Here is a 12970-nt window from a genome sequence, read left to right on the forward strand (position 1 = left end):
GTTTCGTCTTTCGTCTCAGTGGCCCTGGAGGACCGGGTAGTCGTCGGCGAGCACCAGGTCGTCGGCGCGTGCTCGGGCGCGGCGACGATGGTGATCGAGCGTGAAGAGGGGGTGTTGCAGCGGACTGGACCCGCTCTCGGCGAGCTCCGCCAGCACGCGTCCGTAGGCGGGGGAGAACTTGAAGCCGTTTCCCGAGAACCCGGCGCCGATGACGATCCGCCCTGACTCGGAGACGTCGAGGATCGGGACGTGATCGACCGTCGTCGACTCGGGATGGATGGACGAGCGGACCACCTCGGGCAGGATGCCGGGGAACATCCGGGTGGCGATCGCCGTGCATTCCCTCAGCTGCTCGCGCGACAGTTCGCGAGGATCCGTGGCGGGGTCGTCGATCACCTCGATGTCGGTCGTGGGGGCGATCTTGACCGAGTAGCCGTCGAGCGAGGGAACACCGAAGGCATGCTCGCCGTCCATGTCCCGCATCCAGCACGGGAAGCGATCCGGGGCGAATTGTGTGATGTCCTCCGGCATGAACCACGTGAGCGGAATGGCGATCGCGCTCACCAGATCGCGCAGCTCCGGCACGATCCTCGTCGTCCATGCACCGGTCGTGACGATCACTCGCTGCGCGTGGATCATCCCGGCCGATGTCCGGATCGCGACGCCGTCGCCGCTCTCCTCGATGTCGAGAACCGGGGTGTTGTAGAGGATCTCCGCTCCGCGACGGATCGCGGCCCGCTGCGCGGTCGCCACTGCCAGCTCGGAGCGCAGTCCCCCTCCCAGCACATCCATGACCCCGGCATCGCCGTCCTCGATCGCGAACTGCGGGTACTCGCGACGGAGTTCCGCGGCGTCGAGGAACCTGTGCGGCAGATCCCCGTCCGAGATGGATCGGCGCGTGGACTCGAGGAACGGGTGTCCCTCCGGTGCGACCGCGAGGACGCCCGTCTTCAGCAGCAGCTGGCGCCCGGACTCGCGTTCGAGCTCGGTCCACAGCGCCCGCGCCTCGAGTGCCGCCGTCGTGTACAGCGCGCCCTCCTTGTTGGCCGCGCGGAACAGACGCGATTCGCCGGCGAAAGCGGAGTGGCCGTGCGCGGGGCCGTACTGCTCGATGCCCAGCACCGACAGCCCCGTCGACTTCGCGAGGTGCCACAGGGCCATCGACCCCATGGAGCCGGCGCCCACCACCGCGACGTCGACGATCCGGATGACCTCCCCCGCGCTCATGCGAGTGCCGGCTCGGTCCACAGGTTCAGCTTCTGGCCGATGCCGCGCTCGAGCGCGTTGCGATAGACCTTCGTGCCCCAGGCGACGTCCTCCACCGGCATCCCGCCGACAGACATGATGACGATCTCGTCGTCGCTCTGCCGGCCCGGCCGTCTTCCTGAGACGACGTCGCCGATGTCGACGAGTTCCTCGCGCGCGAGTTCTCCGGCCTTCACGAGGTCCATCCACTTCTGCCCGACCATCGGGATGTACTCGAACGAGGGCTTCGGGAACTCCTCGTACCAGGTCTCGTACAGTCCGTACGCGTCGACGACCTTGGTGATGTCGCTCTCCAGGAGCGAGTCATCCGTGTTGCACAGCGAGGGCATCGCGAAGAACGCCCCCGGCTTGATCCACTCTCGCTGGATCGTCGGATAGTTCTCCGACCCGCTGGCCCCGGTGCCCGTGGTGCAGAAGCTCACCAGGTCGCTTCCTCGGACGACGTCCTCGATCGTGTCGACGACCTCGATCGTGGTGATCGTCGGGAACTCGTCGCGCACCCACTCCTGGAATCGCGTGAGGCTCTCGGCCCCGCGACCCTTGATCTTCAGCGTGTCGATCAACGGGCACGCGTCCATGAAGGCCAGCAGCACAGTGCGCGCCATGACGCCGGGGCCGGCGATCCCCGCGACGCGCGAGTCCTTGCGAGCGAAGTGCCGAGCACCGACACCCGGCACGGCACCCGTGCGGTATGCAGACAGCAGGTTCGCCGACATGAAGGCGAGCGGCGCCCCGGTATCGGTGTCGTTGAGCGTGAACATGAGGATCGACCGCGGAAGCCCCTTCTCGCGGTTGGCGATGTTGGAGCCGTACCACTTGACGCCGGTCGTCTGGAAGTCGCCGCCGAGGTAGGCCGGCATCGCCATGAACCGTCGGTCCTCGGTGGGCACGGGCATGTTCGGGAACGGCGACGTCTCGGGGAACGTCATCATCGCGCCGTGCGAATCGTTGCTCTCACCGGTCATGCGGTAGTCGCCGGCGGCGAACAGAGCGAACATCTCCTCCATCGTGTCGACGCACTGATGCATGTCGGTCACGCCCGCAGCGATCATGTCGGCTTCGGAGAGGTAGAGGAAGTCGACGTGGGGCAGGGGCGTCGCGGTGTCATTCGCGTTCTCCGGCAGATCAGCAGGGATGCCGGCGGGTGCGGTGAGTGTCATGGTGATTCTCCTTGAGGGTTTCGGGGTGCGATCAGCCGGCGATGGCGTCGGTGAGCTTGGCGTAGGCGGCGGGCCGGCGGGTTCTGATCCACGCCGCCTGGATGTACCCGATGATCGGGAAGACGATCACCAGCCCGAGCAGGCACCAGCTGACCGCACCGAAGACGGGGTTCCCCTCGGCATCCGCATCGCCGACCATGATCGGGAAGTAGACGACGATCATGACCACCGAGAGCACCAGTCCGATGAATCCGAGCACCGGGGCGACCACGGTGTTCCACATCCGCCTGTCCTTGCGGGTCCTGGCGAAGTAGACGATCACCGCGATCGAGGTCACCGCCATCAGGATGGCGATGGCGACGGTCGCGACGCCGGCGAACCAGGTGAACACCTGCAGCACGGGGTCGAGGCCCAGCACGGCGAACAGCGCGACGAGGACGATCGCCGTGATGGTCTGCGCGAGCGAGGACACGTGCGGCGACATGTGCCGCGGGTGCACAGAGGCCACGCGGTCGGGCAGCACACCGGCGCCGGCCATGGAGTACTGGTAGCGGGCGACGACGTTGTGGAACGACAGCACGCACGCGAACATCGCGGTGATGAGGAGGATGTTCGTGATGATCTCGCCGATCGGGCCGAGATACGCCGACATCGTGCGGAGGATGAGCGTTCCGGGGTCGGCAGCGGCCTCGTCGAGGATGTTGGAGGGTCCCCACGCCATCACGAGGCCCCACGAGGCGAGCGTGTAGAACACGCCCACGCCGATCACGGCCATGTAGGTCGCCCGCGGGATCGTGCGGTCGGGGTCGCGCGCCTCGCTGCGGAACACGGCGGTCGCCTCGAAGCCGATGAAGGCGGCGATCGCCATCATCAGGCCCACACCCGGCGAACCGCTCGCGACGTTCGCCGGCTCGAACGGCGCCAGGCTCAGCCCCTCGGGGCCACCGGAGAGGACGACGGCGGCGACGAGGATGAGGACGATGCCGACCTCGGCGCAGAGCAGCACGCCGAGCACCTTGCTGGACAGATCGATGTGCCGGTAGCCGAGGAGGCCGACGAGAGCGACGACCGCGACGGAGTACAGCCACCAGGGAAGCGAGATGCCGAAGCCCTCGAACGTGAAGCTCAGCACGTACCCCATGTAGCCGTATACCGACACCTGGATCGTCGTGTAGGTGAGCATCGCGATCCAGGCGGAGGCGAGACCGGTCGAGCGCCCGAGGCCGTATCCGACGTAGGTGAAGAACGCACCGGGATTGGGGACGTGCTTGGCCATGGCCGAGACCCCGACCGCGAAGAGCAGGAGGACGACGGCGCTGATCGCGTACAGCGCCGGGAAACCGGACCCGTTGCCGAGCAGGATGCCGAGCGGGGCGGACCCGCCGATGACCGTCAGGGGCGAGGCCGCGGCGACGACCATAAAGACGATCGCGGTGGCGCCGAGCGATCCCGACAGGACCTTCTTCGAGGAGGCCTCGGCGGCGCTGGGGTGAATCTGAACCATGTGCAAACCCTTCTGAGAGAAGCGGAGCGGAGCGATTCCCTCACCCTGCCGCGGAGGGATTTCCCGGCCGTCTCGGTGGAGTGACGTCTGCGGTCGCCGTGAACGGGACACGCGGATGCGGGCTGTCTCATTCGGGTGAGATCTGCGCGAAACACGCCTGAAGCGTCCCTGCAACCGACCGCTCGTAGCCTCGTCTCATCGCGCAGCAGCGTTCATCGCGCAACAGGCGGAGGCCCCATGTCTGCACTCCAAGAGGCGATCGAGAGCCCGGAGGCCGTTCGATCGTTCGCCGCCCGCTCACCGCTGGACGGACTCGACCGGCACACCGTGGGTTTCGCCGACATCCTCGCGCAGTCGGTCGCCGCCATCGCGCCGGCCGCGGCGTCGGCGATGGCCGTGCTGATGGTCGCGGATCTGGCCGGCGGAGCGACGGTTCTGGTGATGGCCCTCGCGACGATCATCACGTTCCTGGTCGCTCGGACGATCAACCAGTTCACGCGGCGGTTCGCCGCCAGCGGCTCGCTCTACACCTATGCCGCGCGGGGACTCGGCACGACCGCCGGGCTCGCGACGGGCGCGGCGATCGTCGTCGGGTACGCCTTCATCTCGGTCTTCGCGCTCCTCGGCGGGGCGCACTACGCGACGATGCTCGTGACCCGGCTGTGGCCACAGCTCCCCCCGACCCCGATCGCTCTCGGCGCTCTGGTCGTCGAGGCAGCGGTGCTCGCGATCGTCCTCGTGCGCGGCATCCGTCTCTCATCCCGGGTCGCTCTCGTCGTCGAACTCGTCTCGGTCGCGCTGATCCTCCTGCTTCTCATCGTGCTCCTCGTGCAGATCGGACCGATCCATCCGGCGGCGGTCTTCTCATCCGACGACGTATCGGTGGCAGGCATCGCCGGGGGCGCAGTGCTCGCGATCACCGCGTTCGTCGGTTTCGAGAGTTCGGCGACGCTCGGCGTCGAAGCGCGCTCGCCCCTGAAGAACATCCCCCGCGCCATCGTGTGGAGCGTCGGCGTGACCGGCGTCTTCTACCTCATCGCCGGCTACACGCAGATCGCCGGGGCCGCCGCGATCGGGGGCACGACGTCGGTCGCCCTCCTCGATGAGCTGGCGTCGCGTTTCGGTCTCTCCGCCTGGGCCGCCGTCGCGGACGTCGGCATCGCCACCTCGGGCCTGGCCTGCGCCATCGCATCGACGACCGCCCTCACCCGCATCGTGTTCGCACTCGCCCGCGACGGCGTGGCCCCGGCCGAGCTGGGACGCACGCACCGCCGCCACCGCACTCCGATCGCCGCGATCGCCATCGCAGCTCCGCCGATCGCCCTGGTCCCGATCGCGGTCGTGGCGGCCGGGGTGTCGCCGTGGGACGCGATGCGGGTCGTTCTGTTGATCTCGGCCTCGGGCTACATCGTCGCCTACGTGCTGGTGTGCATCGCCGCGCCTCTGTTCCTGCGTCGCATCGGAGAGGTCACCGCCGGATCCGTGATCGTGGCCGCCACCGCGGCTGTGGCACTCACGGGATGCCTGGCCGTCTACCTCGCCGCGGAGGCCACGGCGGGCAATCCGGGAGTCTGGCTCACCATCGGCATCGCCGTCATCGCGGCGGCGCTGATCCGATGGCGGCGTCGCGCGCCCCTCGGCGAGGTCGGACGCTACGACGAGCCGGTCGCCTCTCACGTGCTCGGCGGCGTCGCGCGCAGCGGCAGCGCAGGCGACAGCAGCAGCAGCGCAGACGGGGGCGAACCGGGGGACGCCGACGGATGACGGGCGGTGACGCGGTAGTGATCTCGGCCCGCCAGCCCACCGCCATCCACAGCGCTCTGTCGATGCTCGAAGCCGTCGCGGCGATGGGGGCCGGTGTCACCGCGCGGCAGCTCGCCGAGCATCTGGGGATGCCGCGCGCGACGACCTATCGCCTGCTCAATCTGCTGGTGCAGGACGAATACCTCGTCCGGACACCGGATCTCACCGGTTTCGCCCTGGGCACGAAGGTGGCGTTGCTGGCCGGCAGCGTCGGCGTCGAACGCGTCCCCCGCGCCGCACGGGACGTCCTCGAGCGCACGAGAGCGAGTGCGCGGGGCGGCATCCACCTCGTCCTCTACCGCGACGGCAGAGTCGTCATCGCCGATGAGGACCCCGACTTCCCCCTCTCGAACCGGCAGGGCCTGCAGCACGAGCCCACCCGATACGCGCTGGGCCTGCTGCCCCTCGTCGTGCGAGGGGACGACGTGCGCGGGGAGCACGTCACCGACGACCTCGTCGCCGAGCTCCGCGAGCAGGGCGTGATCCGCACGCGCGACGGTCAGCGCGGGTGTCTGGTCGCGCCGATCACCGACGCCTCCGGTGCGCTGGCCGGAGCGCTGTCGTACTCGGGTCCGCGCAGATACATCGACGAGTCCGATTCGATCGCCGGCTCCGTCATCGCGGCAGCCCGGGAGCTCGGACCGCTCGTGACATAGACGTGAGCAGCGGATGCCGGCATCCGTCGCCCCGGAGCACGAACCCAGGCCCCCGGCATCCCCCGGTAGACTGGCCCTGCCCCGCCGGCCCCTCATCTAGGAGTGCGCGTGACCACCGCCCCTGCACCTGCCCACAAGCACGTCCCCGACTCCGTCGAGAACGCCACCGCGACTCCGGAGAAGGAGCAGCCCTACGCGGCGCTGGGCCTCAAGGATGACGAGTACGCCCGCATCAAGGAGATCCTGGGCCGCCGCCCCACCTCCGGTGAGCTGGCGATGTACTCCGTGATGTGGTCGGAGCACTGCTCGTACAAGTCGTCGAAGAACTACCTGCGCCGCTTCGGTCAGAAGGTCTCCGACGAGATGAAGGAACGCCTCATGGTGGGCATGGGCCAGAACGCGGGCGTCATCGACGTCGGCGAGGGCTGGGCCGTCACCTTCAAGGCCGAGAGCCACAACCACCCGAGCTTCATCGAGCCGTTCCAGGGCGCGGCGACCGGCGTCGGCGGCATCGTCCGCGACATCATCTCGATGGGCGCACGCCCGGTCGCGGTCATGGACGCCCTGCGCTTCGGCGCGATCGACCACCCCGACACCGCCCGCGTCGTGCACGGCGTGACCAGCGGCATCAGCTTCTACGGCAACTGCCTTGGTCTGCCGAACATCGGTGGCGAGACGGTCTTCGACTCCGTCTACCAGGCCAACCCGCTCGTCAACGCGCTGGCGGTCGGCGTGCTCCGCCACGAAGACCTCAAGCTCGCCAACGCCACCGGCGTGGGCAACAAGGTCGTGCTCTTCGGCGCCCGCACGGGTGGCGACGGCATCGGCGGCGCCAGCATCCTGGCATCCGACACCTTCGCCGACGGCGGACCCACCAAGCGCCCCGCGGTGCAGGTGGGCGACCCCTTCGCCGAGAAGGTGCTCATCGAGTGCTGCCTCGAGCTCTACCGTGACGAGCTCGTCGAGGCCATTCAAGACCTCGGTGCCGCCGGCATCTCGTGCGCGACCAGCGAGCTCGCGGCCAACGGCAACAGCGGCATGAAGGTCTCGCTCGACAACGTGCTGCTGCGCGACCCGTCGCTCACGGCCGAGGAGATCCTCATGTCGGAGTCGCAGGAGCGCATGATGGCGATCGTCGCTCCCGAGAAGCTCGACGCTTTCCTCGCCGTCGTGCAGAAGTGGGACGTCGAGACGTCGGTGCTCGGTGAGGTCACCGGAGACGGCCGCCTCGTCATCGACTGGCAGGGCGAGCGCATCGTCGACGTCGACCCCTCGACCGTCGCGGTCGACGGCCCGGTCTACGACCGTCCGGTCGCGTACCCGACGTGGATCGACGCGCTGAAGGCGGATGCCGCCGAGAACCTGCCCCGGTCGAACGACCCCGAGGTGCTTCGCGAGCAGTTCCTCGACCTCGTCGCCTCGCCGAACCTCGCCGACACCCGCTGGATCACCAACCAGTACGACTACTACGTGCTCGGCAACACGGCCCTCTCGTTCCCCGACGACGCCGGCATGATCCGCGTCGACGAGGAGTCGGGCCTCGGCTTCGCGATCTCGACCGACGCCAACGGCCGATACTGCCAGCTCGACCCGTATGCCGGTGCGCAGCTCGCGCTGGCCGAGGCCTACCGCAACGTCGCCGTCACCGGCGCCGTTCCCACCGCGATCACCGACTGCCTGAACTTCGGCTCCCCCGAGAACCCCGAGGTCATGTGGCAGTTCGGGCAGACCGTCGACGGCCTGGCCGACGGATGCTACGAACTCGGCACCCCGGTCACCGGCGGCAACGTCTCGTTCTACAACCAGACCGGCGACGTGCCGATCCACCCGACCCCGCTGGTCGGCGTGCTCGGCATCATCGACGACGTCTCGCGCCGCATCCCCTCGGGATGGCAGGACGAGGGTCAGAACATCTACCTCCTCGGCACGACCTCGACCGAGCTCTCGGGTTCGGCGTGGGCCGAGACCGTGCACCAGCACCTCGGCGGACTGCCCCCCAAGGTCGACCTCGCCGGCGAGAAGCGCCTCGCGGGTCTGCTCGGCGCGGCCCGTGACGAGTGGCTGATCTCGTCGGCGCACGATGTCTCCGAGGGCGGCCTCGCGCAGGCTCTCGCCGAGGGCGTCTCGCGCTTCGGCGTCGGCGCACGCGTCTGGCTCAACGAGATCATCGAGCGCGACGGTGTGGATGCCGCATCCGCCCTCTTCTCCGAATCGACCGGTCGCGTCATCGTGACCGTGCCGCGCGAAGACGACGTGAAGTTCCGCGGACTCTGCGAAGGCCGCGACTACCCGGTGATGCGCATCGGCGTGACCGACTCCGAGGGCGACCAGCTCGAGGTGCAGGACGTCTTCACCGTGTCGATCGCCGAGATCCGCGAGCGCTCGCAGGCCACGCTGCCCGCCGCCTTCGGCCCGACCGTCACCGAGCCGGTCAGCGCATGAGCGGCGACGGCCTGAGCGAGGACTACGGCGATCTCGGCGAGAAGCGCAATCGCCGCATGCGCATCGTCGCCTGGACCGTCATCATCGCCCTCATCCTGGGTGGCGGCGGCGCGACCGTGATCACTCTGCTTCTCGGCTGACCGGGTCGGCTGCGCCCACAGGCGCATGCTCCCTGCACAGATGCATGCTCAGAACCGCGTTCTGAGCATGCATCTGTCGTTTCGGCATGCACCTGTCACGCCCGCGTCTTCTGCACCGGACTGCGAGGCGGTCAGCGCGAGAAGAAGAAGCGGGTCAGCTGCACGATCGACTCCGGATCGTGGTGCTCGCGCCCGAGGGACTCGACGATGATCGCCCCGAGGATCGCCCGGCCCAGCTGCTCGACCGGTGCGCCCTCGGCGAGCTGCCCGTCGCGGATGCCACCTCGGATGCGCTCGGTGAGGTATTTCTCGACGCCGAGGCTCTCGCCGAGGTGCGCACCGACTCCGGCATCCTCGGTCGCGGCTGCGACGAGAGAGCGGAGGAGGGCACCGCCCTCCGGGGCCTCGAGGATCGAGAGCACGCTGCGCAGCCAGGTCTCGACGTCGGCGGCGAGGTCGCCCGTGTCGGGAACCACGAAGTCGACCGGGATCAGGCGCCCCTCGGCGAGGCATTCGCCGATGAGCGCACCGCGCGACGGCCACCACCGATAGATGGTCTGCTTGCCGACGCCGGCCTCTTTCGCGATCCCCTCGATCGTGAGACGGTCGTATCCCTGGTTGTGGAACAGCCGGGAGGTGGCGTCGAGGATGGCCTCGCGCGCAGCCGTGCTCCGCACGGGTCCGCTCCGATGCTCGTTCACCACACGTTCAGGATAACCACAGAACACTAGACGAGACGCCCCGTATGATCTATTCGTCTGAAGGAGATCGTTTTGGCTGCACTGCTGTTCCGCCTGGGTTCGTTCGCTGCACGCAGAGCGTGGACGGTGATCGTGTCGTGGGTCGTCATCCTCGGTCTGGGCATCGGCGCGTTCCTCACGCTCGGGGGCACGCTGAGCAACAGCTTCGACATCCCGGGAACGGCCTCGGGCGCCGTCACCGATCAGCTCGCCGAGAAGCTGCCCGACACCGCGGGTGGCACCGGCACGGTCGTCTATCAGACGACCGACGGCTCTGCCTTCACGGAGGAGCAGAAGCAGGAGATCTCCGATCTCGCGAAGAGCGCCGAGGACCTCGACGGGGTCGCCTCGGTGGTCGACCCGTTCGACGCCCAGCAGCAGCAGGCCGTGCAGGCTCGGGACCTCGCGGAGGGCAAGGACCAGATCGAGGGGGGCCGCGCGCAGCTCGACGCCGGCCAGGCGCAGCTCGATGAGGGGCGCGCCCAGCTCGACGCGGGTCTCGAACAGCTGACCGCCGCGCGGACGCAGGCTGAGGCGGGCGGCGCTCCCGCCGAGCAGCTCGCCGCGCTCGACGCCCAGATCGCCGCGCTGAACGAGCAGGCCGCCGCGCTCGACGCCCAGCAGAAGACCATCGACGATTCGCGTGCCGAGCTCGACGCCAACGCCGAGCAGGTCGACCTCGGCTCCACGCTCCTCGACCTCACGAACGGCATCGGCGTCGTCTCCGACGACGGCTCGACGGCCATCGTCAACGTCTCGTTCGAAGACCCTCGACTCGAGCTCTCGGAAGAGGTCAAGCAGGGCACGATCGAGCACTTCGAGTCATCTCCGATCGACGGCGTCGAGGTCGACTTCGGCACCGACATCGCCCAGGGAGTGCCCGAGATCTTCGGCGTCGGCGAGGCGATCGGACTCGCATTCGCCGCGGTCGTGCTGATCGTGATGCTGGGCACGATCATCGGCGCCGCACTGCCCATCGTGACGGCCGTCGTCGGCGTGGGCGTCGGCGTGACCGCATCCCTCGCCTTCTCGGGCGTCGTCGACATGGCATCCGTCACTCCGGTGCTGGGCGTGATGCTCGGCCTCGCCGTCGGCATCGACTACTCGCTCTTCATCGTGAACCGACACCGCAAGCAGCTGCTCAACGGCGTACCGGTGCGCGAGTCCATCGGGCTGGCCACGGGCACCTCGGGCACTGCGGTCGTGTTCGCCGGCACCACCGTGATCGTCGCGCTGCTCGCCCTCAACGTGACCGGCGTGCCCTTCCTCGGACTCATGGGGACGGTCGGCGCGGTCTGCGTCGCGGTCGCCGTGCTCGTCGCGATCACCCTCGCTCCCGCCATCCTGGGACTCGTCGGCGCGCGACTGCTCAGCGGCAAGGCCCGCGCCACGATCGGCCAGCCGCACGCCGCCGGCAAGCCCGTGACGCAGATGTCGACGCTGCGGGCCATCGTCACCGTGCTCGTCAGCGTGATCGCCCTGCTGGTCGTCGCGATCCCCTCGATGTCGATGCGTCTCGGACTGCCCGACGGCGCGAGCGAACCCTCCGACTCCACGAGCTACCGCGCGTTCCACATCGTCGACGAGCAGTTCGGCGAAGGAGCTAACGGCCCGCTGCTGGTCACCGCGACACTCGATGACGCCGTGAGCGACGACGATCTGCTCGCCACCCAGGTCAAGGTCGCGCAGAAGATCGCCGACCAGGACGACGTGGTCGCAGTCGCGCCGGTCGCGACGTCCGACGACAACACGCTGATCGCGTTCCAGGTTCTCCCTGCCGAAGGCCCGAACAGCGCGTCGACCGAGAAGCTCGTGCAGGACATCCGCGCGCTGCCGCAGCTCGACGGCGGCATCACGCTCGGCGTCGCCGGGCAGGCTGCGACCAACATCGACATCTCCGAGGCGCTCGCCGGCGTCCTGCCGCTCTACCTCGTGGTCGTGGTCGGACTCTCGCTGCTCATCATGATCGTCGTGTTCCGATCGCTGCTCGTGCCGATCATCGCGACCGGTGGGTTCGTGCTCTCGCTGTTCGCGACCTACGGTCTGATCGTCGCCGTGTTCCAGTGGGGCTGGGGAGCCGACCTCATCGGGCTGGACAGCCCGGGGCCGATCCTCAGCTTCCTGCCGGTGATCCTCGTCGGCATCCTGTTCGGGCTCGCGATGGACTACCAGCTGTTCCTCGCCTCGGGAATGCGCGAAGCGTATGTGCACGGCGCCTCGGCACGGGATGCCGTCGCCCAGGGCTTCCGAGCCGGACGCTCGGTCGTGATCGCGGCGGCGCTCATCATGGTGTCGGTGTTCGGCGGGTTCATCTTCTCGGAGTCGACCATCATCCGCTCGATCGGCTTCGGCCTCGCCTTCGGCGTGCTGCTCGACGCCTTCGTCGTGCGGATGCTGCTCATGCCGGCGCTGATGCACCTGCTCGGACGCTCGGCCTGGTGGCTGCCGCGGTGGCTCGACCGCATCCTGCCGAACGTCGACATGGAGGGCGCTGCGCTCGAGCGCGAGCACCCCGGCGTCCGGACCGACACGATCACGGTCGTGCCGCGCGAGAAGAGGCACTCGGGGCACTGACCTCGCGGGCGATCGACCGGATCGAAGGAGAACTCCCGTTCTGAAGGAGAAGTCGTCGGATCTCTTCCTTCAGAACCGGAGTTCTCCTTCATTTCCGGCGTACCATCCCGCGCCAGATCACGTCGACCGCGGCGCGCAGCCGCGCGGCCACGGCGGGGTCGTCCATCCGGTCGCCGCGGACGACGATCTGGTAGTAGGCGGTGCCGGCGATAGCGTCGAAGCACGCCTCGACGTCGAGATCGGCCCGCAGCTCGCCGCGCGCGACGCCCGCCCGAAGCGCGTTCAGCAGAGGTGCGCGACGACGTGACACATGCGACTGCCAGTACGCCTTCTGCAGGGCGCGATCGGACATGACGAGACGGATGCGTTGACGGAAGCGCTCCTCGGAATACCCGGATGCCGCGACCGAGAGGGTCGCACCGCCTTCACCGAGGCCGAAGCCGTCGATCAGCGCCACTCGCAGGTCGACGCCTTCCGGATACTCCGGCGGGATCGTGCGCCCGACATCGAGGGCCGCGGCGATCAGCGTCGTGAGCGACGGCCAGCGTCGATACAGCGCCGCGCGACTGACCCCGCTGCGCTCGACCACCCGGCTGACGGTCACCTCGTGCCCCGCATCGATGATCTCGAGCGTGGCGGCGACGATCTGCCCGTCCATGTCCTCATCGCGCGGACGGCCAGGACG

At 68.7% G+C, this 12970-nt stretch carries 10 protein-coding genes; 5 read left to right on the forward strand and 5 right to left on the reverse strand.

The genetic code is table 11. From position 1 onward, the window contains the following. Positions 1-15 precede the first annotated feature (15 nt). From solA to AB0N61_RS15985, 3 genes are read right to left on the reverse strand one after another with little or no spacing between them, the layout of a single operon-like run. Positions 16-1227: an N-methyl-L-tryptophan oxidase gene (solA, locus tag AB0N61_RS15975; protein ID WP_363365335.1), complete on the reverse strand. Its 1212-nt coding sequence runs from the start codon at positions 1225-1227 to the stop codon at positions 16-18. Next, a complete protein-coding gene (locus AB0N61_RS15980; RefSeq protein ID WP_363365336.1) occupies positions 1224-2426 on the reverse strand; it encodes a tyramine oxidase subunit B in 1203 nt (400 codons plus the stop codon). Before AB0N61_RS15980 ends, solA begins: the two co-directional genes overlap by 4 nt. A 31-nt stretch (positions 2427-2457) precedes the next feature. Continuing rightward, positions 2458-3930 carry an APC family permease gene (locus tag AB0N61_RS15985; protein WP_167947242.1) on the reverse strand — a complete coding sequence of 491 codons (1473 nt, stop codon included), beginning with the start codon at positions 3928-3930 and terminating at the stop codon, positions 2458-2460. A gap of 237 nt (positions 3931-4167) precedes the next feature. Between AB0N61_RS15985 and AB0N61_RS15990 the strand changes: the two genes are divergently transcribed. From AB0N61_RS15990 to AB0N61_RS16005, 4 genes are all read left to right on the forward strand, one after another. Next, entirely contained in the window at positions 4168-5694 is a 1527-nt protein-coding gene (locus AB0N61_RS15990; RefSeq protein WP_363365337.1) for an APC family permease, read from the forward strand. Next, complete coding sequence (locus tag AB0N61_RS15995) at positions 5691-6389, forward strand: helix-turn-helix domain-containing protein (RefSeq protein WP_363365339.1); 699 nt, start codon at positions 5691-5693, stop codon at positions 6387-6389. The genes AB0N61_RS15990 and AB0N61_RS15995 overlap by 4 nt, the downstream gene beginning before the upstream one ends. A 108-nt stretch (positions 6390-6497) precedes the next feature. Next, on the forward strand, positions 6498-8831 hold the full coding sequence (gene purL, locus AB0N61_RS16000) for a phosphoribosylformylglycinamidine synthase subunit PurL (protein WP_363365340.1): 2334 nt from the start codon (positions 6498-6500) through the stop codon (positions 8829-8831). Next, on the forward strand, positions 8828-8971 hold the full coding sequence (locus AB0N61_RS16005) for a hypothetical protein (protein ID WP_167947250.1): 144 nt from the start codon (positions 8828-8830) through the stop codon (positions 8969-8971). The genes purL and AB0N61_RS16005 overlap by 4 nt, the downstream gene beginning before the upstream one ends. A gap of 131 nt (positions 8972-9102) precedes the next feature. Here the strand turns inward: AB0N61_RS16005 and AB0N61_RS16010 are convergent, their stop codons facing one another. Next, positions 9103-9672: a TetR/AcrR family transcriptional regulator gene (locus AB0N61_RS16010; protein WP_363365341.1), complete on the reverse strand. Its 570-nt coding sequence runs from the start codon at positions 9670-9672 to the stop codon at positions 9103-9105. Positions 9673-9744: 72 nt separating this feature from the next. On the opposite strand from AB0N61_RS16010, the gene AB0N61_RS16015 reads away from it, so the two are divergent. Further along, positions 9745-12285 carry an MMPL family transporter gene (locus AB0N61_RS16015; RefSeq protein WP_363365343.1) on the forward strand — a complete coding sequence of 847 codons (2541 nt, stop codon included), beginning with the start codon at positions 9745-9747 and terminating at the stop codon, positions 12283-12285. An 88-nt stretch (positions 12286-12373) separates the two neighbouring features. Here the strand turns inward: AB0N61_RS16015 and AB0N61_RS16020 are convergent, their stop codons facing one another. Next, entirely contained in the window at positions 12374-12943 is a 570-nt protein-coding gene (locus AB0N61_RS16020; RefSeq protein WP_363365344.1) for a TetR/AcrR family transcriptional regulator, read from the reverse strand. Positions 12944-12970 lie beyond the last annotated feature (27 nt).

It is taken from the genome of Microbacterium sp. NPDC089320 (assembly GCF_040684875.1).
Taxonomy (GTDB): Bacteria; Actinomycetota; Actinomycetes; order Actinomycetales; family Microbacteriaceae; genus Microbacterium.

What these genes read in the sequence shown, in the direction of transcription:
- AB0N61_RS15980 (WP_363365336.1), bottom strand. Translation starts at nt 2,426, where the DNA reads ATGACACTCACCGCACCCGCCGGCATCCCTGCTGATCTGCCGGAGAAC.
- AB0N61_RS15995 (WP_363365339.1), top strand. Translation starts at nt 5,691, where the DNA reads ATGACGGGCGGTGACGCGGTAGTGATCTCGGCCCGCCAGCCCACCGCC.
- AB0N61_RS16020 (WP_363365344.1), bottom strand. Translation starts at nt 12,943, where the DNA reads ATGGACGGGCAGATCGTCGCCGCCACGCTCGAGATCATCGATGCGGGG.
- AB0N61_RS16005 (WP_167947250.1), top strand. Translation starts at nt 8,828, where the DNA reads ATGAGCGGCGACGGCCTGAGCGAGGACTACGGCGATCTCGGCGAGAAG.
- AB0N61_RS15990 (WP_363365337.1), top strand. Translation starts at nt 4,168, where the DNA reads ATGTCTGCACTCCAAGAGGCGATCGAGAGCCCGGAGGCCGTTCGATCG.
- solA (WP_363365335.1), bottom strand. Translation starts at nt 1,227, where the DNA reads ATGAGCGCGGGGGAGGTCATCCGGATCGTCGACGTCGCGGTGGTGGGC.
- AB0N61_RS15985 (WP_167947242.1), bottom strand. Translation starts at nt 3,930, where the DNA reads ATGGTTCAGATTCACCCCAGCGCCGCCGAGGCCTCCTCGAAGAAGGTC.